The following is a 23496-nucleotide window of genomic DNA, read 5'->3' as shown; positions in this document are numbered from 1 at the left end:
CTAGACGGTGAAGCCGAGCGCGCGCAGCTGCTCGCGGCCGTCGTCGGTGATCTTGTCCGGTCCCCACGGCGGCATCCAGACCCAGTTGATCTTGAGGTCCTCGGCCAGACCGCTGCGTACGAGGGCCGTACGGCTCTGATCCTCGATGACGTCGGTCAACGGACACGCCGCTGACGTCAGCGTCATGTCGAGCGTGACCACGGCCTCGTCGTCGATGGTGATGCCGTACACCAGGCCGAGGTCGACGACGTTGATGCCGAGCTCGGGGTCGACGACGTCACGCATGGCCTCCTCGAGGTCCTCGATGACGGAATCGGGCGCCGCAGCGCCGTTGTCGGTTTCGGTCATGATCGTCCTCCACTGTTCGCGTGCTCGTCCTGAGTCTCCACAGTACGAACAACGGCGTCCTTGAATGCCATCCATCCGAGCAGCGCGCACTTGACGCGTGCCGGGTACTTCGCCACACCCGCGAAGGCGATGCCGTCGCCGATGACGTCCTCGTCACCCTCGACGGTTCCGCGGCTGCCGACCATCGCCGAAAAGGCGTCCACGGTGAGAAGGGCGTCCTCGACGGACAGTCCTACGACCTGGTCGGTGAGCACCGACGTGGCCGCCTGACTGATGGAGCACCCCTGCCCGTCGTACGACACGTCGGCCACGACACCGTCGGCGACATTCACGCGCAGCGTGACCTCGTCACCGCACGTGGGGTTGACGTGGTGCACCTCGGCGCCGAACGGCTCGCGCAGCCCGCGACCGTGCGGGTGCTTGTAGTGATCGAGGATCACTTCCTGGTACATCTGTTCCATTCTCACGCGGCACCACCGGCGACGCCGAAGAACGACTGCGCCGTACGGATCGCGTCGCGGAGCGCGTGCACTTCCTCCACCGTGTTGTAGACGGCGAACGAGGCGCGGGCCGTCGCGGCGACGCCGAAACGACGGTGCAGCGGCCAGGCGCAGTGGTGCCCGACTCGGATGGCGACACCCTCGTCGTCGAGAATCTGGCCCAGATCGTGCGCATGGATGCCGTCGACGACGAACGACACGGCTCCCCCGCGGTCCTGTGTGTCCGTCGGCCCGATGATGCGGAGCCCGTCGATGGTGGCCAATTCCGACAGTGCGGCAGCCGTGAGCGTCTGCTCGTGCGCGGCGACGGCGTCCATCCCCAGCGCGTTCAAGTACTGCACGGCGGCACCCAGACCGACGACCTGCGACGTCATGGGAACACCGGCCTCGAACCGCTGCGGGGGCGGGGCGTAGGTGGTCTGTTCCATCGTCACGGTCTCGATCATCGAGCCGCCGGTGATGAAGGGAGGCATGTCGGCCAGCAGGGCCGCCTTGCCGTAGAGCACACCGACTCCGGACGGTCCGAGCATCTTGTGCCCGGAGAACGCCGCGAAGTCGACGTCCAGCGCGGAGACGTCCACCGGCATGTGCGGTACCGACTGGCACGCGTCGAGGACGACCAGCGCGCCGACCGCCCGAGCACGGCGGACGAGTTCCTCGGTGGGAGCCACCGCGCCCGTCACGTTGGACTGATGCGTGAACGCGACCACGCGCGTGCGGTCGGTGAGCTCGAGCGAATCGAGATCGATCCGGCCGTCGTCGGTGACTCCGTACCACCGGAGCGTCGCACCGGTCCGACGTGAGAGCTCCTGCCACGGAACGAGATTCGCGTGGTGCTCGAGTTCTGTGATGACGATCTCGTCGCCGGGACGCAGCGACCGCGCGAAGCGGTCGTCGCCCAGGACGTGCGTCACGAGGTTCAGCGACTCGGTCGCGTTCTTGGTGAACACGATCTCGTCCGCACGGGCGCCCACGAACGCTGCGATGCCGGCACGGGCGCCCTCGTAGGCGTCCGTGGCTTCCTCGGCCAGCTGATGCGCCCCGCGGTGCACGGCTGCGTTGCAGGTGGTGAGAAAGTGCCGCTCGGCATCGAGCACCTGTACCGGGCGCTGCGAGGTCGCGCCGGAATCGAGGTAGACGAGTGGCTTGTCGTCGCGCACGGTACGACCGAGGATCGGGAAGTCCTCCCGAAGCCTCGCGACGTCCAGGGCGCCGACCGACGCGACTGCCGTCATGCGCCCGCGGTGGTCTTCGTGAAGCGCTCGTATCCGTTGGCCTCGAGCTCGTCGGCCAACTCGGGTCCACCGGACTCGACGATGCGGCCCGCAGAGAACACGTGCACGTGATCGGGCGTGATGTAGCGCAGGATGCGGGTGTAGTGCGTGATCAGGAGGATGCCGCCGTTCTCCCGCTCCTTGTAGCGGTTGACACCCTCCGAGACGACGCGCAGAGCATCGACGTCGAGGCCCGAGTCGGTCTCGTCGAGAATCGCGATCTTGGGCTTGAGCAGCCCCAGCTGCAGGATTTCGTGGCGCTTCTTCTCGCCACCGGAGAAACCTTCGTTGACACTGCGCTCGGCGAAGGCCGGATCGATGTCGAGCTCGGTCATCGCCTCCTTGGCCTCCTTGACCCAGTGCCGCAGCTTCGGGGCCTCGCCGCGCACGGCAGTCGCCGCAGTGCGGAGGAAGTTGGACATGGAGACACCGGGAACCTCGACGGGGTACTGCATCGCGAGGAACAGGCCGGCGCGAGCACGCTCGTCCACGGACATCTCCTGGACGTCCTCACCGTCGAGCAGGATGGTGCCCGACGTGACGCGGTACTTGGGGTGGCCGGCGATCGCGTAGGAGAGCGTGGACTTGCCCGAGCCGTTGGGGCCCATGATGGCGTGCGTCTCGCCCGACGAGACCGTCAGATCGACGCCCTTCAGGATCTCGATCGGCTGCGCGGCGTCGTCGGTGTTCGCGACGTCGACGTGCAGATCGCGGATTTCGAGAGTGGACATGATGTTCCTTGCCTGTCTGTGAATCGGGAGAAGGTGGTCGCGCGAGGGGTCAGACGCCGGTGATGGCGAGTTCCGCCTCGACCGCGTCGGAGAGACGCTCACGGATCGACGCGACCGGGATCTTCGCGATGATGTCGTGGAAGAAGCCGCGCACGACGAGCTTGCGTGCCTGGTCCTCCGGGATGCCGCGCGCACGGAGGTAGAAAAGCTGCTCGTCGTCGAAGCGACCCGTGGCACTCGCGTGACCGGCCCCGACGATCTCGCCGGTCTCGATCTCGAGGTTCGGCACGGAGTCCGCGCGAGCGCCGTCGGTGAGAATCAGGTTGCGGTTGAGCTCGAACGTGTCCGTGCCCTCCGCCTTCGCACCGATGACGACGTCGCCGACCCACACGGTGTGGGTATCGGGCTTCTTCGACGCCGGGTCGCCCTGCAGGGCGCCCTTGTAGACCACGTTGGACTTGCAGTGCGGTGCGGTGTGGTTGACCAGCAGGCGCTGCTCGAGATGCTGACCGTCGTCCGCGAAGTACAGGCCCAGCAGCTCGGCATCGCCACCCGGACCGGTGAAGTTCACCGTCGGGGTCAGACGCACCAGATCGCCGCCGAGGCTGACCGACACGTAACGCAGGACGCTGTCGCGGCCCACCTTCGCGTGATGCGACGCGACGTGCACCGCGTCGTCGTCCCACTCCTGCAGCGCGACGACCGTGAGGTGTGCGCTGTCCGCCACGACGAACTCGACGTTCTCGGCGTAGGTTCCGCTGCCGCGCTGCTCGAGCACGACGGTCGCCTTGGCGAACGCCTCGACGCGGATCTGGACGTGGCCGTAGGCGACGACGTCCGCTCCCGGACCGTCGACCGTCACGATCAGCGGATCCGCGAGCTCTGCCTCGGTGGCCACCGTGACGACGGTGGCCGAGTCGAAGGACGAGTACGCCTGTGCGGCGACGCGATCGGCCGGCGCACCGGCGGTGCCGAGCCGCGTGTCGTCGCGACCGACGGTCTCGACGCGCACGGACTCGGGCGCGTCGGAGACCGTCACGGTCGCGGAGCCCATGGCCACGGCCGTGCCGTCGTGGAGACCGCGCAGGCGACGCAGCGGTGTGAAGCGCCAGATCTCGTCGCGGCCGGACGGCACCTCGAAGGCGGCGACGTCGTAGGACGAGAACTGCGCGCCCTTGTTCGCGACGATCGCCCGCTTGTTCTCGGTGGTGGGGTTCTCGCCGGTGACGGCAGCCTTCACCCCGGTGTCGGTGTGGGGCAGGGTCATCCGACCGATCCCTCCATCTGCAGCTCGATCAGGCGGTTGAGCTCGAGGGCGTACTCCATCGGGAGTTCCTTCGCGATGGGCTCGACGAAGCCGCGCACCACCATGGCCATCGCCTCGTCCTCGGTCATGCCGCGGCTCATCAGGTAGAACAGCTGATCGTCGCTGACCTTGGAGACGGTGGCCTCGTGGCCCATCGTCACGTCGTCCTCGCGGATGTCGACGTACGGGTAGGTGTCGCTGCGGCTGATCTGATCGACCAGGAGTGCGTCGCACTTGACGGTGGACTTCGACCCGTGCGCGCCCTTGTTGATCTGGATAAGGCCGCGGTACGACGCCCGGCCGCCGCCGCGAGCGACGGACTTGCTCACGATGTTGGACGACGTGTTCGGCGCGAGGTGGAGCATCTTCGAGCCGGTGTCCTGGTGCTGGCCCTCGCCGGCGAACGCCACCGACAGAACCTCGCCCTTGGCGTGCTCACCGGTCATCCACACGGCCGGGTACTTCATCGTGACCTTCGAGCCGATGTTGCCGTCGATCCACTCCATCGTCGCGCCGGCCTCGGCCTTCGCGCGCTTGGTGACGAGGTTGTAGACGTTGTTCGACCAGTTCTGGATGGTGGTGTAGCGGCACCGACCACCCTTCTTCACGATGATCTCGACGACCGCCGAGTGCAGCGAGTCGGACTTGTAGATCGGCGCGGTGCATCCCTCGACGTAGTGCACGTAGGCACCCTCGTCGACGATGATGAGCGTCCGCTCGAACTGACCCATGTTCTCGGTGTTGATACGGAAGTACGCCTGCAGCGGGATGTCGACATGGACGCCCGGCGGCACGTAGATGAAGGACCCACCGGACCACACCGCGGTGTTCAGCGCGGAGAACTTGTTGTCACCGGCCGGGATCACCGAGCCGAAGTACTCCTGGAACAGCTCCGGGTGCTCACGCAGACCGGAATCGGTGTCCAGGAAGATGACGCCCTGCTCCTCGAGATCCTCGCGGATCGAGTGGTAGACGACCTCGGACTCGTACTGAGCGGCGACACCCGACACGAGGCGCTGCTTCTCCGCTTCCGGGATGCCGAGGCGGTCGTACGTGTTCTTGATGTCGGCGGGCAGATCGTCCCACGTCGCGGCCTGCTTCTCGCTGGACCGCACGAAGTACTTGATGTTGTCGAAGTCGATGCCGTCGAGGTTCGAACCCCAGTTCGGCATGGGCTTGCGCTCGAACGTGCGCAGCGCCTTCAGTCGTGCCTCGAGCATCCACTCGGGCTCGCTCTTCTTGTCCGAGATGTCGCGGACGACGGCGTCGCTGATGCCGCGCTTGGCGCTCGCACCGGCGACGTCGGAGTCGGACCAGCCGTATCCGTAGGTCCCGAGAGACGCGATGGTCTCGTCCTGCGTGAGTGTCGCGGGCACCGTGGGGGTCACCTGGTCTGGTGTGACGGTCATGCGGGCTCCTTCCGGAGACGATCGAGCGGGCTGTTCGGGCTGGAGCTGGTGGAACGGGCCGAATCAAGTTCTGCGCGGCCGCGGTGGGCCGTGCCGCTGTCGGCGGCATCACTGCGTGCAACGCCGACATCGTCGTCGGTATTGCCTGATTCGGCAGTCGAGGGTGTGCGAAGGGGCACATGGGTGGTGCACGCGCAGTCACCGTTGGCGATGGTGGCGAGACGTTGCACGTGCGTTCCGAGCAGGTCCGCGAACGCTTCACGCTCGGCGGTGCACAGCTCGGGGAACTCGGCCGCGACGTGCGAGACCGGGCAGTGGTGCTGGCAGATCTGCACCCCGTTGCCCACCGGGCGGGTCGAGGCGGCGAAGCCGGACTCGGTCAGCGCCTCGGCGATGGCGTCGGCCGTCTCCGAGACGGACTGCTGCGACGACGTGTCGGCCGGCTCGACGTCGCCGACGATCGACTGGATGCGGCGGCGAGCGAACGTGCGCACCGCGTCGTCGCCACCGATCTCCCGGAGTTGCCGCATGGCGGCACCGGCGAGATCGTCGTAGGAATGCCCGAGCCGAGAGCGGCCGTGCGCGGTGAGGGAGAACAGTTTCGCGGGGCGACCACGGGTGCGGGCACCGGGGCGCGAGGTCATCGTGACGCGCGCGTCGCCGGCATCGATGAGAGCATCGAGGTGGCGGCGCACGCCGGCTGCGCTGATCCCGAGACGGGACCCGACCTCGGTGGCGCTGATCGGACCCTCCTCGAGCAGGAGCGTCACGATGGACGACCGCGTGCGGCCTTCCGACGTTGCCGAGACTGACGTTGCCGAACCCGACGTTGCCGAAGTCGGGGTGACGGTGACCGACGCGACGTCGGCGCGGGCGCGGATGCGCTCGCCGGAACGTTCGGTAGCCGTTTTCACAACACCAGTGTGACCGAATTACCGCAGAGGTTCCAGCAAGGGCACCCTGGGTAGCAGGGCCGATGCTGCGGCGACGTTCGTGATCGGCGCCGGTGTCGATACGCTCCGTTCTGTGCCCGCACCTGCCGACGACTCCGCGCCCGCCGCGCCGGTGACACCGTCCGACGCCTCGGCGACCTCCGCGGACGGCACCGACGACGTGGTCACAGTGGGTACGTCGGGACCGACCGGTTCCGGCACGGCCGCCAGGATGCGCGCGACGGCACGTCGCGCGACGCGTCGGGTGCTGGGGCTCGAGGGGTCTCCGCGCAGCGACCGCGTGGCGTTCCTGCACGACAACGAACCCGAACGCCCCGAACTGAACGCCGCCGAGGTGCGCGATCTCGCACGGATCCGCCGCTTCGGTGCCATCGGCGCCGCGATGATGGCTCTCGGCGCACTCGGCGCCGGAGCCCAACCGGTCCTTCAGAACCCCGTCCAGGGCGTTCGTGTTCTCGGGCTCTTCGCTCGCGCGCTCCCCGCCGCACTCACCATCACGATGATCGGCACCGCCGTCGTGGTGCTCGCGTGGCTGCTCCTCGGTCGCCTCGCCGTGGGGTCCTTCGGCACGCAGTCGTCGCCGCGCCGGATGTCTCGGTCCCAGCTGGACCGCACACTCGCGCTGTGGATCGTGCCGCTGTGCGTCGCGCCACCGATGTTCAGCAAGGACGTCTACTCGTACCTCGCGCAGAGCGAGATCACGGCCCGCGGACTCGATCCGTACGCCATCGGTCCGCAGGCCGCACTCGGCGTCGACCATGTGCTCACCAGGACCGTGCCGACCATCTGGCGCGACACTCCGGCGCCCTACGGACCGTTCTTCCTGTGGATCGGTCGGGGCATCACCGCGCTCACCGGTGACGACATCGTCGCCGGGATCTTCCTGCATCGCATCGTCGCGCTGATCGGCGTCGCGCTCATCGTGTGGGCTCTCCCCCGCCTCGCCGCCCGGTGCGGAGTGTCCAGCGTGGCGGCGCTGTGGCTCGGTGCCGCCAATCCGCTCCTGCTCTTCCACCTCGTCGCCGGGATCCACAACGAGGCCGCGATGCTGGGCCTGATGCTCGCGGGGCTCGAGCTGTCGTTCCGTGCGGTCGAGTCCGCAGCACCACTGCGGGGCCGTACCGGCGTGCTACTGCTCGCCGGCACGGCGGTCATCGCCTTGTCCGCGACGATCAAGATCCCGTCGGTGCTCGCGCTCGGATTCGTGGGCATGGCCCTGGCCCGTCGATGGGGTGGTCGGCCCCGCGACGTCGCCGCCGCCGCCGCCCTGCTCGGCGCGGTGACCGTCGCCGTGATCCTGGGCGTCAGCGCCGCGAGCGGGCTCGGATTCGGCTGGCTGGACACCCTGGGCACGGCCAACGCCGTGCGCAGCTGGATGTCGTTGCCCACACTGCTCGGCCTCGCCACGGGAGGCGCCGGCGTCCTCCTCGGCATCGGCGACCACACCACGGCCGTGCTGTCCCTCACCCGCCCCATCGCCTCCCTGGTGGCCGCGCTGATCATCGTGCGGATGCTGGTGTCGGTCCTGCTGGGTCGGCTCCACCCCATCGGAGCCCTCGGCGTGTCGCTCGGGGCACTCGTGCTGCTCTTCCCCGTGGTCCAGCCCTGGTACCTGCTGTGGGCCGTCACCCCGCTGGCCGCCTGGGCCACCCGACCGGCGTTCCGGGTGCCGGTGATCGTCTTCTCCGCGTTCGTCTCGCTGATCGTCATGCCGACCGGCGGTGAGGTCCAGCCCTTCGTCATCGTCCAGGCGGCGGTGGCGACAGTCCTGACGATCGCCGTGCTGTACGCCTCGACGAGGCGACTGCTGCCCTGGCGGGCACGCGATGGGGCGGCGGCGCCGGACCGTCCGTCGGACGCCTACGCTGGATCATCGTGACCGCCCGACCTGTCCCTCCGCCCACGGCGTCCGATGCCGGGACGCCGACGGACTCTCCGGCGGTGTCGCTCCGCGGTGTGGTCAAGCACTTCGGTGACGTCGCGGCCGTCGACGGACTCGACATCGAGCTGCAGCGCGGCCGGGTGCTCGCACTCCTCGGTCCCAACGGGGCCGGCAAGACCACCACCGTCGAGATGTGCGAGGGCTTCCACACGCCCGACTCCGGTGAGGTCCGCGTACTGGGGCTCGATCCCATCGTCGACTCCGACCGTCTCAAGCCGCGGATCGGGGTCATGCTGCAGGGCGGCGGCGCCTACCCCGGCTCGCGTGCGGGCGAGATGCTCGACCTCGTCGCCGCGTACTCGGCCGACCCGCTCGATCCCGCATGGCTCCTCGGACAGTTGGGGCTCACCGATGCCGTCCGCACGCCGTACCGACGACTCTCCGGAGGTCAGCAACAACGCCTCTCGCTGGCCTGTGCGCTGGTCGGCCGCCCCGAACTCGTGTTCCTCGACGAGCCGACCGCCGGGCTCGACGCACAGGCCCGGCTCCTCGTGTGGGACCTCGTCGAGGCGCTGCGGCGCGACGGCGTGAGCATCCTGCTGACCACCCACCTCATGGACGAGGCCGAGCACCTCGCGGACGACCTCGTGATCATCGACCACGGCCAGGTCGTCGCCTCGGGGACGCCCACCGAGCTCACCCGACGGGGCGCCGAGGGCCAGTTGCGCTTCTCCGCGCCCTCCGGCCTCGACCTGTCGTTGCTGCAGATGGTGCTGCCCGAGGGGTTCGATCCGGTCGAGAGTTCGCCGGGCTCGTATCTGCTCGAGGGGACCATCGACCCCCAGGTGCTCGCGACGGTGACCTCGTGGTGTGCTCGACTGAACGTGCTGGCCACCGATCTCCGTGTGGAGCAGCGCAGCCTCGAGGACGTCTTCCTCGACCTCACGGGGCGGGAACTGAGAGGGTGAGCGTGACATCACGGTCCGAACGTGCGTCCGACCGATTCGCACCGGGGACGTTCACACCGGATCCCCGGCCCGCACCGCGCCGCCGCATGCTGCTGGCGCAGAGTCGCCTCGAACTGCTTCTGCTGCTGCGCAACGGTGAGCAGCTGCTGCTGACGATGTTCATCCCGGTGACCTTGCTCATCGGCCTCACGCTGCTGCCGTTCGGCGACTTCGGCACCGAACGCGTCGGCACCGTCGTGCCCGCCGTGATGACCGTCGCGGTGATGTCGACCGCGTTCACCGGTCAGGCCATCGCCGTCGGCTTCGACCGGCGCTACGGCGCTCTCAAGAGACTCGGCGCCACCGCTCTGCCGAAGTGGGGCGCGATCGCCGGGAAGTCGATCGCCGTCCTCCTCGTGGTCGTGCTGCAGTCGGTACTGCTCGGCGCCATCGGCCTCGCCCTCGGGTGGCGTCCGACTCCCGGCGGACTCGTGCTGGGCGCGCTGGTCATTGCTCTGGGCACCGTCACCTTCGCCACGATGGGCCTCCTGCTCGGCGGGACGCTGCGGGCCGAGATCGTGCTCGCCCTCGCCAACATCGCGTGGTTCGTGATGCTCGGCATCGGCAGCGTGGTGTTCGCGAACGAGGCACTTCCCGGCGGCGTCCGCATGATCGCGCGACTGATCCCGTCGGGCGCGATGGCGGAGACACTGGAGCAGGCCGTCGTGGGGCGAGCCGATCTGTTCGGCATCCTGGTCCTCGTCGTGTGGGCGGCGATCTGCGGCTTCTGGGCGACCCGCAAGTTCTCGTTCACCTGACACCGAGGCCGCAGGCCAACTACCCGAAGCCGCAGGCCAACTACCCGAAGCCGCAGGCCAACTACGCAGCGTAGGAGATGCCGTCTACCATCGACGTGTGCTCTCCCGTGCGTACTTCTCCGTGGTCGACCGCCTCCCGGTCCCCTCCGTTCGCGTCCAGCGAATCATCGCGTTCGTCGTGATCCTGACGCAGGGCGGTATCTCGGTGACGGGCGCCGTGGTCCGGGTGACGGGCTCCGGGCTCGGGTGCCCCACGTGGCCGCAGTGTTTCCCCGGCAGCTTCACGCCCGTCGGCGTGTCCGAGGTGCCCGTCCTGCACCAGGCGGTCGAGTTCGGCAACCGCATGCTCACCCTCGCCGTGGTCCTCACCGCGGCTGCCATCGTCCTGGCGGTGACACGGGCACGGCGCCGCCGCGAGGTGGTCGTCTACGCGTGGCTCATGCCTGCGGGCACGGTGCTGCAGGCCGGCGTCGGCGGCATCACGGTGCTCACCGGGCTGCTGTGGTGGACCGTGGCGGTGCACCTCGTGATCTCGATGCTGATGGTCTGGCTCGCGACGTTGCTGTTCCACAAGATCGGTGAGAAGGACGAGGGCGTAGCGGTACCCGCCGTGCCCGCGCCGCTGCGGTGGTTGACCGTGCTGTCTGCGGCCCTTCTCGCCGGAGTTCTGGTGGCGGGCACCATGGTCACCGGCGCGGGACCGCATGCCGGTGACGCGGACGTGGCTCGGCTCGAGGTGGAGATCGTCACGCTGGTGCACCTGCACGCCGAACTTCTGGTGGGGTACCTCGCGCTGCTGGTGGGGCTCACGTTCGCCGTCTACGCCGTCAGTCCGTCCGGAGCCTCGGCCATCAAGAAGCGTCTGCAGGTGGTCATCGCGATCGTCGTCGCCCAAGCGTGCGTCGGCATCGTCCAGTACTTCACCGACGTCCCCGCGGCCCTCGTGGCCGTCCACGTCGCCGGTGCTGCCGCGGCCACGGCCGCCACGGCCGCGCTCTGGGTGTCTCTGCGGGAGCGGGAGACCGTGCCGGCAGCCGAGGACACCGACGTGACCTCGCCGCGGCTGGCCCGCGCGGACTGATCGGACGCGGTCAGAGACCGTTGCGCGCCTTCGGGAAACGCGACTGACGCGCCACCCATCCCGCCATCTGCGCGAAGTGACCCTTGCGCGGGGTGACGATGCTCGTCAGCTCGCGGTCCCAGTCACCGAGGGTCACGGAGTCGAGCGAGTCCACCACCGCGTGCGCGATGCGGAGATTGCCGGCGACCCGGTCCCCCAGGATCCCGTCGGCACCGACCAGGGTCATGCGGACACCGGCGCGGCCGAGCGGCTGCAACACCACCGTCGCGGACCCGCCGTGCGCTGCGACGAACGACTCGATCGAGGACACCAGGTTCGACGGCGGGGCCGCCGTCTCGGTGCTCTGCCCGGAGTCACCCTTGGGTGCGTTCTCGATGCTCTCGGTGCTCATGATCGTGAGAATACCCGGTCCGTCCCACGCGTCCCTACTGGCCGGTAACTCAGCGGTGGGTCTGCCACCGCCCCCGCTGTCGCGGGCGCGGTGGCAGACTTTTCCCATGCGCGCTGTACTCGTGACCAGAACCGGCGGACCCGACGTCCTCGACGTGACCGACGTCCCCGATCCGGTACCCGGCCCGGCCGATCTACTGGTCCGGGTCCAGGCCTCCGGGATCAACTACATCGACACGTACTTCCGTAGCGGGTCGTACCCGCGGGACCTGCCGTACGTCCCCGGCGACGAGGGCACCGGCGTCGTCGAGCAGGTGGGCTCGGAGGTGTCCGAGTTCTCGGTCGGCGACCGCGTCGCATGGGCCGCGGCGCCCGCGAGCTATGCCGAACTCGTGCGGGTCCCGGCCGCCTCCGCCGTCGCGGTGCCGGCGGGTGTGGATCCCCCTCAGGCGGCGTCCGTGCTGCTCCAGGGCATGACGGCGCACTATCTGATCGAGTCGACGTACCCCGTGCAGTCCGGCGACGTGGTGCTGGTGCACGCCGGCGCGGGCGGAGTCGGGCTGATCCTCACGCAGCTCGTCAGGGCGAAGGGCGCGACCGTGATCACCACCGTGTCCACCGACGAGAAGGAGGCGTTGTCGCGCGAGGCAGGCGCGGCTCACGTTCTCCGCTACGACGACGACATCCCGGCACGCGTGCGCGACATCACCGACGGTGTCGGCGTCGCGGCGGTGTACGACGGCGTCGGCGCCTCGACGTTCGACGCGAGCCTCGCGAGCGTGCGCATCCGCGGGACCGTGGCCCTGTTCGGCGCTGCCAGTGGGCCGGTACCGCCGGTGGATCCGCAGCGCCTCAACACGGCCGGTTCGGTGTTCCTCACCCGTCCCACCCTCGCGCACCACATCCGCGACCGGGCAGAGCTGGAATGGCGCGGCGGAGACGTGGTGCGCGCGCTGGCGAACGGAACGCTGACGGTCCGCGTCGAGCATCGCTATCCGCTCGAGCAGGCCCGGCAAGCCCACATCGACCTCGAGAGCCGACGGACGGCGGGATCGATCGTGCTGGAACCCTGACGCGGAGCGGGTGTCAGGAGAAGAAGTCGGAGACCGTGGACATCCCGAGCACGGAGTCGACAGCGAGACCGATGAAGACGACCGCGAGGTAGTTGTTCGACTGCAGGAACAGGCGCAGCGGCTTCACGGCCTCGCCGCGTCGCACGCCCGAGTAGAGCTGGTGCGCCATGAGGAGGAACCAGGCACCCGCCGCCAGGGCGACCGCGGCGTAGACGACACCGGCCGCCGGGATCAGCGCAGCAGTGGCCGCCACCGTGGCCCAGGTGTAGAGGACGATCTGCCGGGTGACGACCTGCTCGGTGGCGACGACGGGCAGCATGGGCACGCCCGCCGCCTTGTAGTCGTCCTTGTAGCGCATGGCCAGCGCCCACGTGTGGGGCGGAGTCCAGAAGAAGATGACGAGGAACAGGACGATCGCCTGCCACCCGACGGTCCCCGTCACGGCGGACCATCCGACGAGTGCGGGCATGCATCCCGCGGCACCGCCCCAGACCACGTTCTGCGATGTCCGGCGCTTGAGCACCATCGTGTAGACGAGGACGTAGAACAGAATCGTCGCGACGACCAGAACTCCGCTGAGGAGGTTGGCCGCCCACCAGAGCCAGAGGAACGATCCGACTCCGAGGAGCGCGCCGAAGACGAAGGCGTGCGACGTCGGCACCGCCTCGCGGGCCAGGGGCCTCCGCGCGGTGCGCTTCATGACCTTGTCGATGTCCGCGTCGACGACGCAGTTCAGCGTGTTGGCGCTGGCCGCACCCATCCACCCGCCGAACAGCGTGGCGAACAGGAGCGGGAGGTTCACCGTGCCGCGGTCCGCGAGAAGCATCGTGGGGATGGTCGCGACCAGGAGAAGCTCGATCACGCGCGGTTTCGTCAGCGCGATGTAGGCGGCGGGCTTGGCCGTCAGCCGGCCGAGTCTCGACGTGGGAGCGGTCGACACGTCCCGGGTCGGACTGTCGGTGAACCCGTGTCCGCTCGGGCTCTGCCGCATACCCACTCGAATCTCCCTCTCGCACCGTCCGCTCCACCACCCGGCCCAGTTACCGAGCGGAATGGTGCTACTACAAGCGATGGTAGACGCCGCCTGTGTCATCACCCCAATCGGCGGGTAGTCGGATGGCTCGGGCGTCGCGTGACGGATCGGCGGCGGACCACCCGCCGCGGAACCAGCGAGGCGTCCCGGACGGAACTAGGCTCGACCGTGAACCGGGTATCCCCGACCGATCCGCCGGGGAACTAGGCTCATCACGCGCGGAGCGGCGACGAGTGCGCCGCGTCCGTGCACTACTGGCCACCCCCACCCCGACAGTGTCAGGAGATCTCCACCCGTGTCGATCACAGACGACATCACCGTTCTCACCAGCGCGCACCATCCGAGCGACTGGACCGATCTGGACACACGGGCGGTGGACACTGTGCGTGTTCTCGCTGCCGACGCGGTGCAGAAGGTCGGCAACGGCCACCCCGGAACCGCCATGAGCCTCGCTCCCCTGGCGTACTCGCTCTTCCAGCGCACGATGCGCCACGATCCCACGGACACCACGTGGATCGGCCGCGATCGCTTCGTGCTCTCGTGCGGCCACTCGAGCCTCACGCTGTACATCCAGCTCTACCTGGGCGGCTTCGGCCTCGAGCTCGCTGATCTCGAGGCGCTGCGCACGTTCAAGTCGAAGACCCCCGGCCACCCGGAGTTCCGCCACACCAAGGGCGTCGAGATCACCACCGGCCCGCTCGGTCAGGGCCTGGCCTCGGCCGTCGGCATGGCCATGGCGTCGCGCCGTGAGCGTGGACTCTTCGACCCCGAGCCCGCGTGGGGCGACAGCCCGTTCGATCACTACGTCTACGTCATCGCGTCCGACGGCGACATCGAGGAGGGCATCACCTCCGAGGCGTCCTCGCTCGCCGGCACGCAGCAGCTCGGCAACCTGATCCTGTTCTACGACGACAACAAGATCTCCATCGAGCACTCCACCGACATCGCGCTGTCCGAGGACACCGCCAAGCGCTACGAGGCGTACGGCTGGCACGTGCAGGTCGTCGAGGGCGGCGAGAACGTCACCGCCATCGAGGAGGCGGTCGAGGCGGCCAAGGCCGTCACCGACAAGCCCTCGATCATCGTGCTGCGCACCATCATCGGCTTTCCTGCCCCCACGATGATGAACACCGGCGCCGTCCACGGTGCCGCTCTGGGTGACGACGAGGTCGCGGCCGTGAAGAAGGCGCTCGGCTTCGATCCCGACAAGACGTTCGAGGTCACCGACGAGGTCATCGAGCACACCCGTGGTCTGCAGGCGCGTGGCCGCGCGGCGCACGAGGCGTGGAGCAAGGACTTCGACGCGTGGAGCGAGCGCGAGCCCGACCGTCGCCGCCTGCTGGACCGTCTGACCGAGGGCACGCTGCCCGACGGATGGACCGACGTGCTCCCCACCTGGGAGCCGGGAGGCAAGGCCATCGCGACGCGCGCCGCGTCCGGTGAGGTCCTCAGTGCCGTCGGCCCGGTCCTGCCGGAGCTGTGGGGCGGCTCCGCCGACCTCGCCGGCAGCAACAACACCACCATGAAGGGCGCCAAGTCCTTCGGCCCGACGTCGATCTCCACCGACGACTGGGACGCGGAGCCCTACGGCCGCACGCTGCACTTCGGAATCCGCGAGCACGCGATGGGCGCGATCCTCTCCGGCATCGTCATGCACGGACCGACGCGTGCGTACGGCGGCACCTTCATGCAGTTCAGTGACTACATGCGTCCCGCGGTGCGCCTCGCGTCCCTGATGGACATCGATCCCATCTACGTCTGGACCCACGATTCCGTCGGTCTCGGCGAGGACGGCCCGACGCACCAGCCGGTCGAGCACCTCGCGGCGCTCCGCGCGATCCCGAACCTCTCGGTCGTGCGCCCCGGCGACGCGAACGAGACCGCCCACGCCTGGCGCGCGGTGCTCGCGCGCTCGTCGAGCAGCGGCCCCGTCGGCCTCGCGCTCACCCGTCAGGGCATCCCGATTCTCGACGGCACCAGCTACGAGGGTGTCTCCAAGGGCGGGTACGTCCTGGTCGAGTCGTCCAAGGCCGCACCCGACGTGATCATCGTCGCGACCGGTTCCGAGGTGCAGTACGCCGTGGAGGCACAGAAGCTTCTCGAGGCGCAGGACATCGCGGCGCGCGTCGTCTCGATGCCGTGTGTCGAGTGGTTCGAGAGCCAGGACCAGAACTACCGCGACCAGGTCCTTCCGCCCACCGTGAAGGCCCGTGTCTCCATCGAGGCCGGCATCGCGATGCCCTGGTACAAGATCGTCGGCGGCTTCGGCGAGATCATCTCGCTCGAGCACTTCGGCGAGTCCGCGGACGCGGCGACGCTCTTCCGCGAGTACGGCTTCACGGCCGAGGCCGTCGTGGCCGCAGCTCAGCGCTCCATCACCAACGTGAAGGGATGACAGCATGACTCAGAACCAGAATCTCGCAGACCTGTCCGCCGCCGGAGTCTCGGTCTGGCTGGACGACCTCTCCCGTGACCGGATCTCCTCGGGCAACCTGAAGGACCTGATCGACTCCAAGTCGGTCGTCGGCGTCACCACGAACCCGTCGATCTTCCAGGCCGCCCTGTCGAAGGGCACCTCGTACGACGAGCAGGTGAACGAGCTCGCCGCTCGCGGTGCCGACGTCGATTCCGTCATCCGCACGGTCACCACCGACGACGTCCGCAATGCGTGCGACGTGCTCGCACCGGTGTACGAGGCGACCAACGGAGTCGACGGACGGGTGTCCATCGAGGTCGATCCCCGCCTGGCCCACGACACCGACAAGACGGTCGCGCAGGCGATCGAGCTGTGGAAGATTGTCGACCGGCCCAACGTCCTGATCAAGATCCCCGCCACCGAGGCCGGCATCCCCGCCATCGCCAAGGTCATCGGCGAGGGCATCAGCGTCAACGTCACGCTCATCTTCTCGGTCGAGCGCTACGAGGCCGTCATGAACGCCTACCTCGAGGGACTCGAGTCGGCGAAGGCCGCGGGCCATGACCTGTCGTCGATCCACTCGGTCGCGTCGTTCTTCGTCTCGCGCGTCGACACCGAGATCGACAAGCGTCTCGACGCCATCGGAACACCGGAGGCGACCGACCTGAAGGGTAAGGCCGCACTGGCCAACGCACGCCTCGCGTACGTCGCCTACCAGCAGGTGTTCGAGATCGGGTCGCGTTTCCAGGGCATGCTGACCGACAACGCCCGGCCGCAGCGCCCGCTCTGGGCCTCCACCGGTGTGAAGGACCCGACCCTGCCCGACACGCTGTACGTGTCCGAGCTGGTCGCCCCGAACACCGTCAACACCATGCCCGAGAAGACGATGGACGCCTTCGCCGACCACGGCGAGGTCACCGGCGACACCATCACGGGCAAGGGTCAGGAGTCGCAGGCCGTCTTCGACGCCATCAGTGCACTGGGTATCGACCTGACCGACGTCTTCCTCGTGCTCGAGAACGAGGGCGTCCAGAAGTTCGAGGCGTCGTGGGGCGAACTGCTCGACGCCACCTCCGAGCAACTCTCCGCCGCGTCGAAGAGCTGAACCGTGGCGACGGAGTCAGCCACACCCTGGGTGAATCCGCTCCGTGACAGCAGAGACAAGCGTCTCCCGAGGATCGCCGGGCCCTGCAGCCTGGTGATCTTCGGTGTCACCGGCGACCTGGCGCGCAAGAAGTTGATGCCGGCGGTGTACGACCTCGCGAACCGTGGGCTCCTACCGCCCGGGTTCGCGCTGGTCGGGTTCGCCCGGCGTGAATGGTCGGACCAGGACTTCGGCACCATCGTGCACGACGCGGTCCGGGAGCACTCCCGGACGCCGTTCCGTGAGGACGTGTGGGAACGGTTGTCGGAAGGCATCCGCTTCGTGCAGGGGTCGTTCGACGACGCCGCGGCATTCGATCAGCTCACGCGCACGCTCGCGGAACTCGACGTCGAGCGCGGAACCGGTGGGAATCACGCGTTCTACCTGTCCATCCCGCCGGGTGCGTTCCCGACGGTGCTCGAGCAGTTGTCGGCGTCCGGCCTCGCCACGGGACCGGAGTCCGAGGACGAGGCTCCGCGGCACTGGCGCCGGGTGGTCATCGAGAAGCCGTTCGGCCACGATCTCGAGAGCGCGCAGGAGCTCAACGCGATCGTCAACCGGGTGTTTCCGGAGGATCGTGTCTTCCGCATCGACCACTACCTCGGCAAGGAGACGGTCCAGAACATCCTGGCGCTGCGCTTCGCCAACCAGCTGTTCGACCCGATCTGGAACGCCCACTACGTGGACCACGTGCAGATCACGATGGCCGAGGACATCGGCCTGGGGGGTCGAGCCGGGTACTACGACGGCATCGGCGCTGCGCGCGACGTGATCCAGAACCACCTGTTGCAGTTGCTCGCCATCACCGCGATGGAGGAGCCGGTCAGCTTCAGCCCCAGCGAACTGCAGAGCGAGAAGATCAAGGTCCTCTCGTCGACGCGCCTGGCGGAGCCGTTCGCGCAGACCGCTGCCCGGGGGCAGTACACCTCGGGGTGGCAGGGCAGCCAGAAGGTGAAGGGGCTCAAGGAGGAGGAGGGGTTCGACGCGGAGTCGAACACCGAGACCTACGCGGCCATCACCCTCGAGGTGGACACCCGGCGGTGGGGCGGCGTGCCGTTCTACCTCCGCACGGGAAAGTCGCTCGGGCGGCGCGTGACCGAGATCGCGATGATCTTCAAACGCGCACCGCACCTGCCGTTCGACGCCACGATGACCGAGGAACTGGGCCAGAACGCACTCGTCATCCGCGTGCAGCCCGACGAGGGCGTCACGCTGCGCTTCGGATCGAAGGTGCCGGGGTCCAGCATGCAGGTGCGGGACGTCAGCATGGACTTCAGTTACGGCCAGGCCTTCACCGAGTCGTCGCCCGAGGCGTACGAGCGGCTCATCCTCGACGTGCTGCTCGGTGAGCCGTCGCTCTTCCCGGTCAATGCCGAGGTGGAGCTGTCGTGGAAGATCCTCGACCCCATCCTCGACTACTGGGCGTCCGGAGGCGCGGCCGATCCGTACGAGGCCGGCACGTGGGGCCCCGACTCGGCCAACGAGATGATGCAGCGCACCGGACGCGAATGGAGAAGGCCGTGATCGTCGATCTGCCCGCCACCACCACCGGTGCCGTCTCGAAGAAGCTGGTGGAGCTCCGCGAATCGGGCGGCGCCGTCACGCTGGGGCGAGTGCTCACCCTGGTGGTCGTCATCCGTGATCCGGCGAAGTTCGAAGCCGCCATCGAGGCGGCCAACGAGGCCAGCCGTGAGCACCCGTGCCGTGTCATCGTGTTGGCCCGCGGCGACCGCGACGACGACGACGTGCTGGATGCGCAGATCCGCGTCGGCGGCGACGCGGGCGCGTCCGAGGTCGTCTTCCTGCGGCTGCGAGGCGAGCTGTCGGAACACGAGCAGAGCGTCGTCCTCCCCTTCCTGCTGCCGGACACCCCCGTGGTGGCCTGGTGGCCGAGCGGAGCACCGGCAGTCCCGAAGGAGGACCCGGTGGGCCGGCTCGCCATTCGCCGGATCACCGACGCGACCAATTCGCCCGACCCACGCGCCACCATCTCGTCACGACTCGAGTCGTATGCGGAGGGCGATTCCGACCTCGCCTGGTCGCGCATCACCTATTGGCGTGCGCTGCTCACCACGGCACTCGACCAGCAGGCCGAACCGGTGCGATCGGTGACAGTGTCGGGTCTGCGCGAGGAGCCCGCACTGGACATCCTCGCCGGGTGGTTCGCCGCCCGCCTCGACGTGCCCGTGGTGCGCAAGGTCGGCGACTTGCGTGTGGAAATGGTGCTGGCCGACAGCACCGTGTCCATCAGCAGGCCGCAGACCGGCACCACGGCCACCCTCATCCGCACCGGACAACCGGACACGCTGGTCTCACTCGCCCGGCGGGAGACCCGCGACTGCCTCGCGGAGGAGCTGCGTCGACTCGACCGTGACGAGATCTACGAAGAGGCCCTCGCCGGCCTGACGAAGGTGACCTATGAGTGAGACACGACCGGAGATCCACCGTTCCGACGACACGGCGGCGCTCGCCCGCGCCGCAGCCGAGCGATTCGTGTCGGTGGTAGTCGACGCCCAGCGAGCACGCGGTACCGCATCCGTCGTGCTGACCGGTGGCGGCACCGGTGTCGCCACCCTGGCGGCCGTCCGCGAGCTCGGCGGCGACATCGACTGGTCCGCCGTCGACGTCTTCTTCGGTGACGAACGGTTCCTCCCCGAGGGCGACCCGGAACGCAACTACGTGCAGGCCCGCGACGCCCTGCTCGATCACGTCGGGGTCGATCCCGATCGCGTCCACGTCATGGCGCCGTCCGACTCGCCACTGGGCGACGACGTCGAGGCCGCGGCGGTGACCTACCTGCAGTCGGTGGCAGCCTTCGCACCGGAGGACGGACCCGCCTTCGACATCCACCTGCTCGGCATGGGCCCGGACTCGCACGTCAATTCCCTCTTCGCGAACGGTGACGCGGTGCAGGAGGAGTCACGCTGGGTCGTGGCCGTGACCGACTCCCCCAAGCCGCCTCCCGTGCGCATCACACTGACGCTCCCGGCGGTGAACAGGTCTCGGCACGTGTGGTTCCTCGTGTCGGGCGAGGGCAAGGCCGATGCCGTGGCCGCCTGTGTCGGGGGCGCGGATCCGATCGAGCATCCGGCGGCCGGCGCACACGGACTCGAGTCCACCGTGTGGTTCCTGGACGCGGGGTCGGCGTCCCGCCTCTGAGCGACGCGGGGTCGGCGTCCCGCCTCTGACGTGACTGTCAGGCCGGCGGGCGTCCCGGCTGACCGTCCTTCGGCCGGACGGGCACCGAGGCCGCTGCTCGACGCCGGGGCACTCCCCTGCGCCACGCGGATCCGGTTGCAGTGCAACGGTGTTCGTTTTGCGGAGTCATGACGGAGGTCCTCCCGGCGTCGAATGGGTCTGTTCTGTTCGACGCCGGAGAGGTCCCCGCGGTTCCCTCTACCCGCTGTTGCGCAGCGCGGTCGCGAGCCCGTTCATGGTGAGCAGGATGCCGCGCTTGACCTGTTCCCGGTCGTCTCCCGCCCGCAGCTGCTTGAGCAGTTCCACCTGCAGGTGGTTCAGCGGTTCGAGGTACGGGAAGCGGTTGAACACCGACCGCGCCAGCGCCGGGTTGTCGTCGAGCAGCCCGTCGTGGCCCGTGATCTTCAGGTACATCGACACCGTCTTCGCGTGCTCGGTCGAGATCATGTCGAACACGGTCTTGCGGAGCTGCTCGTCCGGAACCAGTTCGGAGTACCGGGCGGCGAGCCCCAGATCCGACTTGGCCATGACCTGCGCCATGTTGGAGAGCACAGTCCGGAAGAACGGCCACCGCCGGTACAGATCGGTCAACGTGGCCAGCCTGTCCGCGTCGCCGCCGACCCACTCCTCGAACGCGGTACCCACTCCGTACCAGCCGGGCAACATCACGCGCGACTGACTCCACGACATCACCCACGGGATCGCCCGCAGGTCGTACACCGAGTTGGTCGGCTTCCGCGACGCCGGACGGCTGCCGATGTTGAGCTCGCCGATCTCGGCGACCGGTGTGGACATCCGGAAGTACTCGACGAATCCCGGCGTCTCGTGGACCAGTGCCCCGTACGCGGCCTGGGCGCGTGCCGCCAGATCGTCGAGCAGCGCGTAGGCCGGCTCGGCGTCGTCCCCGAGCCCCTCGACGTCGAGCAACGTGCTCTCGATGGTGGCCGCCAACAGCGTCTCGAGATTGCGGCGCGCCAGGCGGGGTTCCGCGTACTTCGCCGCGATCACCTCGCCCTGCTCGGTGATCCGCAGCGAGCCGGTGACCGCGCCGGTGGGCTGCGCGAGGATGGCGTCGTAGCTCGGGCCACCGCCGCGGCCCACGGTGCCACCGCGGCCGTGGAACAGTCGCAGCCGGATCCCGGCGGCGCGTGCGGCCTCGACGAGATCGAGTTCGGCTCGGTAGAGCGCCCAGTTCGCGGCCAGGTAGCCCCCGTCCTTGTTGGAGTCGGAGTACCCCAGCATCACTTCCTGGTTGTCCCCACGGGACGTCACCAGCGCGCGGTAGACGGGGATGGACAACGTCGCGGTGAGGGTCGCCGCACCCTGCTGGAGATCGCCGATCGTCTCGAACAGCGGCACCACACCGACGGGTGAGGACGGGGCCGTCCCGGCGTCGCCGGGATCGAGGATGCCTGCCTCCTTGAGCAGCACCGCGGCCTCGAGCATGTCGCTCACCGACGTGCACATGCTGATGATGTAGTTCGGCACCGCGCCGCCGCCGAAGGTGCGCACGGCGTCCGCGGCGGACTCGACGATCGCCAGCTCCTTGGCCGTCTGCTCGCTGAACTCCGCGCGGGGACCGATGAGGGGACGCCGCGTCTCGAGCTCGGCGGACAGGATCGCGACGCGCTCGTCCTCGGACAGTGACGCGTAGTCCGCATGAACGCCCGCCCAGGCCAGCAACTCCGCCACGACCTGTTCGTGAATCTCCGAGTTCTGCCGCATGTCGAGTCCGGAGAGGTGGAACCCGAAGGTCTCGAGCGCCTGCCGCAGCGTCGCGAGTCGGTCGTCGGCGATGACGCCGTTGGCCGTACGGCGCAGCGAGCGGTCCAGCAGGTCCAGATCGTCGAGCATCTCCTGCGGAGCCGCGTAGGGCTCGAGTTCCGGCGAGTCGAGGGTGTTGTCGGGTACCACGTCCAGCATGCGGTGCGCCGTCGCCGACAGTCGCCCGCGGATACCGCGCACGGCTCGTCGGAAGGGCTCGTCCGCACGGAACGCCGACTCGTCCTTCGATGCGTCGGCCAGGGCCTGCAGGTCCGCGTCCACGTCGATGAGCCGAGCCGACATGGACAGCTCGTGCTCGAGACCGACGAGATCGGCGAGGTATCGGGTGAACGCGACCTGCGCGGCGCGGTTGGTCGCGCGGTGGACGATCTCCCCGGTGACGAAGGGGTTGCCGTCCCGGTCGCCGCCGATCCACGATCCGGGACGCAGCATCGGCCTCGTCAGCAGGTCGGCATCCGGCCAGCGGCTGCGCAGCGCCGCACGGAGTTCGGTGTTGATGCGCGGGATCACGTCGAAGAGCGACATGTCGTAGTAGCGCAGTCCCACCTCGATCTCGTCCTGGATCCGCAAGCGGGACAATCGGATCAGTGCCGTCTGCCACAGGGCGAGGATCTGCCGCTCGATCTTCGCGTCGGTCTCCGCGATCTCCGTGTCGTCCAGTTCCGTGCGCTCGCGGAAGCGCATCAGGTCGGTGATGCGGCTCTGGATCTCCGACACCGTGCGGCGACGCGTCTCGGTGGGATGCGCGGTGATGACCGGCGACACCAGCGCGTCACGGAGCAGGTCCTCCACCGTGGCGGCGTCGAGGCGTGCTGCATCGAGCTTGCTGTAGGTGGAGGCAAGGCTGCTGTCCTGCGGCGGCTCCCCGGCGCGCACGTGCACGGCGCGGCGGCGCTCCCGGTGAATGTCCTCCGCGAGGTTGGCGAGCAGGGAGAAGTGACTGAACGCCCGGATCACCGGGATGGCCCGCGTGATGTCGATGCCGTCGAAGAGCTGAGCGAGCTCACCGCGGTCGATCTCCGACCGCCGCACCCGGAACGACTCCACGCGGGCCTGCTCGACGAGGTCGAAAGTCTGCTCTCCCTCGTGGTCCCGAACGACGGAACCGAGAATTCCGCCGAGGAGCCGAATGTCCTCGCGCAGAGGTTCGGTGGCGGGCAGACCTGGATCCACGACTGTCATGGGGACAGTATCGTCGGCGCCCCCCC

20 protein-coding genes and 1 pseudogene are annotated in these 23496 nt (G+C 68.7%); 11 read left to right on the top strand and 10 right to left on the bottom strand.

What is annotated here, in order from left to right; translation table 11 throughout:
* From HQ325_RS21220 to HQ325_RS21190, 7 genes and pseudogenes are all read right to left on the bottom strand, one after another.
* A complete protein-coding gene (locus HQ325_RS21220; RefSeq protein WP_222632273.1) occupies window positions 1-348 on the bottom strand; it encodes a metal-sulfur cluster assembly factor in 348 nt (115 codons plus the stop codon).
* Complete coding sequence (sufU, locus tag HQ325_RS21215; RefSeq protein ID WP_027505299.1) at window positions 345-815, bottom strand: Fe-S cluster assembly sulfur transfer protein SufU; 471 nt, start codon at window positions 813-815, stop codon at window positions 345-347. Before sufU ends, HQ325_RS21220 begins: the two co-directional genes overlap by 4 nt.
* On the bottom strand, window positions 812-2083 hold the full coding sequence (locus HQ325_RS21210; RefSeq protein ID WP_222632271.1) for a cysteine desulfurase: 1272 nt from the start codon (window positions 2081-2083) through the stop codon (window positions 812-814). The genes sufU and HQ325_RS21210 overlap by 4 nt, the downstream gene beginning before the upstream one ends.
* Window positions 2080-2853 carry a Fe-S cluster assembly ATPase SufC gene (gene sufC / locus HQ325_RS21205; protein ID WP_027505297.1) on the bottom strand — a complete coding sequence of 258 codons (774 nt, stop codon included), beginning with the start codon at window positions 2851-2853 and terminating at the stop codon, window positions 2080-2082. Before sufC ends, HQ325_RS21210 begins: the two co-directional genes overlap by 4 nt.
* A 49-nt stretch (window positions 2854-2902) precedes the next feature.
* Window positions 2903-4120, bottom strand: a complete 1218-nt coding sequence (gene sufD, locus HQ325_RS21200) for a Fe-S cluster assembly protein SufD (protein WP_222632269.1) — start codon at window positions 4118-4120, stop codon at window positions 2903-2905.
* Window positions 4117-5568, bottom strand: coding sequence for a Fe-S cluster assembly protein SufB (sufB, locus tag HQ325_RS21195; RefSeq protein WP_027505295.1), 1452 nt, complete (start codon window positions 5566-5568; stop codon window positions 4117-4119). The genes sufD and sufB overlap by 4 nt, the downstream gene beginning before the upstream one ends.
* A gap of 158 nt (window positions 5569-5726) precedes the next feature.
* Window positions 5727-6341: pseudogene (locus tag HQ325_RS21190) on the bottom strand (helix-turn-helix transcriptional regulator); the annotation flags it as partial.
* Here HQ325_RS21190 and HQ325_RS22700 point away from each other — a divergent pair.
* The 5 genes from HQ325_RS22700 to HQ325_RS21170 all read left to right on the top strand — a co-directional run bounded on the left by HQ325_RS22700 (window position 6340) and on the right by HQ325_RS21170 (window position 11249).
* Window positions 6340-6495 (top strand): hypothetical protein, encoded by a 156-nt coding sequence (locus HQ325_RS22700; protein WP_261778583.1) that lies wholly within the window; start codon window positions 6340-6342, stop codon window positions 6493-6495. The pseudogene HQ325_RS21190 and the gene HQ325_RS22700 sit on opposite strands and share 2 nt — an antisense overlap.
* A gap of 237 nt (window positions 6496-6732) precedes the next feature.
* On the top strand, window positions 6733-8400 hold the full coding sequence (gene mptB, locus HQ325_RS21185; protein ID WP_222632683.1) for a polyprenol phosphomannose-dependent alpha 1,6 mannosyltransferase MptB: 1668 nt from the start codon (window positions 6733-6735) through the stop codon (window positions 8398-8400).
* Window positions 8397-9371: an ABC transporter ATP-binding protein gene (locus HQ325_RS21180; protein ID WP_056444673.1), complete on the top strand. Its 975-nt coding sequence runs from the start codon at window positions 8397-8399 to the stop codon at window positions 9369-9371. Before mptB ends, HQ325_RS21180 begins: the two co-directional genes overlap by 4 nt.
* A complete protein-coding gene (locus tag HQ325_RS21175; protein ID WP_027505292.1) occupies window positions 9368-10168 on the top strand; it encodes an ABC transporter permease in 801 nt (266 codons plus the stop codon). The genes HQ325_RS21180 and HQ325_RS21175 overlap by 4 nt, the downstream gene beginning before the upstream one ends.
* Window positions 10169-10265: 97 nt before the next feature.
* A complete protein-coding gene (locus HQ325_RS21170; RefSeq protein WP_222632267.1) occupies window positions 10266-11249 on the top strand; it encodes a heme A synthase in 984 nt (327 codons plus the stop codon).
* Window positions 11250-11259: 10 nt separating this feature from the next.
* On the opposite strand, the gene HQ325_RS21165 is transcribed toward HQ325_RS21170, so the two are convergent.
* Complete coding sequence (locus tag HQ325_RS21165; protein WP_027505290.1) at window positions 11260-11640, bottom strand: hypothetical protein; 381 nt, start codon at window positions 11638-11640, stop codon at window positions 11260-11262.
* A 106-nt stretch (window positions 11641-11746) separates the two neighbouring features.
* Between HQ325_RS21165 and HQ325_RS21160 the strand changes: the two genes are divergently transcribed.
* A complete protein-coding gene (locus HQ325_RS21160; RefSeq protein ID WP_222632265.1) occupies window positions 11747-12712 on the top strand; it encodes a quinone oxidoreductase in 966 nt (321 codons plus the stop codon).
* 13 nt (window positions 12713-12725) lie between these two features.
* Here the strand turns inward: HQ325_RS21160 and HQ325_RS21155 are convergent, their stop codons facing one another.
* A complete protein-coding gene (locus tag HQ325_RS21155; protein WP_037185372.1) occupies window positions 12726-13703 on the bottom strand; it encodes a heme o synthase in 978 nt (325 codons plus the stop codon).
* A 337-nt stretch (window positions 13704-14040) separates the two neighbouring features.
* Here HQ325_RS21155 and tkt point away from each other — a divergent pair, with 337 nt between their 5' ends.
* From tkt to pgl, 5 genes are read left to right on the top strand one after another with little or no spacing between them, the layout of a single operon-like run.
* The gene (gene tkt / locus HQ325_RS21150; RefSeq protein ID WP_222632263.1) at window positions 14041-16140 is read left to right on the top strand and encodes a transketolase; all 2100 of its coding nucleotides are present in this window, start codon (window positions 14041-14043) and stop codon (window positions 16138-16140) included.
* 4 nt (window positions 16141-16144) lie between these two features.
* On the top strand, window positions 16145-17266 hold the full coding sequence (gene tal / locus HQ325_RS21145) for a transaldolase (protein ID WP_027505286.1): 1122 nt from the start codon (window positions 16145-16147) through the stop codon (window positions 17264-17266).
* Between the two features lie 3 nt (window positions 17267-17269).
* Window positions 17270-18829, top strand: coding sequence for a glucose-6-phosphate dehydrogenase (zwf, locus tag HQ325_RS21140; RefSeq protein WP_222632261.1), 1560 nt, complete (start codon window positions 17270-17272; stop codon window positions 18827-18829).
* Window positions 18826-19731 carry a glucose-6-phosphate dehydrogenase assembly protein OpcA gene (gene opcA, locus HQ325_RS21135; RefSeq protein WP_222632681.1) on the top strand — a complete coding sequence of 302 codons (906 nt, stop codon included), beginning with the start codon at window positions 18826-18828 and terminating at the stop codon, window positions 19729-19731. Before zwf ends, opcA begins: the two co-directional genes overlap by 4 nt.
* A complete protein-coding gene (pgl, locus tag HQ325_RS21130; RefSeq protein WP_222632259.1) occupies window positions 19724-20464 on the top strand; it encodes a 6-phosphogluconolactonase in 741 nt (246 codons plus the stop codon). The genes opcA and pgl overlap by 8 nt, the downstream gene beginning before the upstream one ends.
* A 237-nt stretch (window positions 20465-20701) precedes the next feature.
* Here pgl and ppc read toward each other — a convergent pair whose 3' ends face one another.
* Window positions 20702-23470, bottom strand: coding sequence for a phosphoenolpyruvate carboxylase (ppc, locus tag HQ325_RS21125; RefSeq protein WP_222632257.1), 2769 nt, complete (start codon window positions 23468-23470; stop codon window positions 20702-20704).
* Window positions 23471-23496: the final 26 nt, after the last annotated feature.

It is taken from the genome of Rhodococcus sp. BP-349, from assembly GCF_019835845.1.
GTDB lineage: Bacteria > Actinomycetota > Actinomycetes > Mycobacteriales > Mycobacteriaceae > Rhodococcoides.
This window is presented reverse-complemented; position numbering and strand designations above follow the sequence as displayed.

What these genes read in the sequence shown, in the direction of transcription:
- HQ325_RS21220 (WP_222632273.1), bottom strand. Translation starts at nt 348, where the DNA reads ATGACCGAAACCGACAACGGCGCTGCGGCGCCCGATTCCGTCATCGAG.
- HQ325_RS21210 (WP_222632271.1), bottom strand. Translation starts at nt 2,083, where the DNA reads ATGACGGCAGTCGCGTCGGTCGGCGCCCTGGACGTCGCGAGGCTTCGG.
- sufC (WP_027505297.1), bottom strand. Translation starts at nt 2,853, where the DNA reads ATGTCCACTCTCGAAATCCGCGATCTGCACGTCGACGTCGCGAACACC.
- sufD (WP_222632269.1), bottom strand. Translation starts at nt 4,120, where the DNA reads ATGACCCTGCCCCACACCGACACCGGGGTGAAGGCTGCCGTCACCGGC.
- sufB (WP_027505295.1), bottom strand. Translation starts at nt 5,568, where the DNA reads ATGACCGTCACACCAGACCAGGTGACCCCCACGGTGCCCGCGACACTC.
- HQ325_RS22700 (WP_261778583.1), top strand. Translation starts at nt 6,340, where the DNA reads ATGGACGACCGCGTGCGGCCTTCCGACGTTGCCGAGACTGACGTTGCC.
- mptB (WP_222632683.1), top strand. Translation starts at nt 6,733, where the DNA reads ATGCGCGCGACGGCACGTCGCGCGACGCGTCGGGTGCTGGGGCTCGAG.
- HQ325_RS21165 (WP_027505290.1), bottom strand. Translation starts at nt 11,640, where the DNA reads ATGAGCACCGAGAGCATCGAGAACGCACCCAAGGGTGACTCCGGGCAG.
- HQ325_RS21160 (WP_222632265.1), top strand. Translation starts at nt 11,747, where the DNA reads ATGCGCGCTGTACTCGTGACCAGAACCGGCGGACCCGACGTCCTCGAC.
- HQ325_RS21155 (WP_037185372.1), bottom strand. Translation starts at nt 13,703, where the DNA reads ATGCGGCAGAGCCCGAGCGGACACGGGTTCACCGACAGTCCGACCCGG.
- tal (WP_027505286.1), top strand. Translation starts at nt 16,145, where the DNA reads ATGACTCAGAACCAGAATCTCGCAGACCTGTCCGCCGCCGGAGTCTCG.
- pgl (WP_222632259.1), top strand. Translation starts at nt 19,724, where the DNA reads ATGAGTGAGACACGACCGGAGATCCACCGTTCCGACGACACGGCGGCG.
- ppc (WP_222632257.1), bottom strand. Translation starts at nt 23,470, where the DNA reads ATGACAGTCGTGGATCCAGGTCTGCCCGCCACCGAACCTCTGCGCGAG.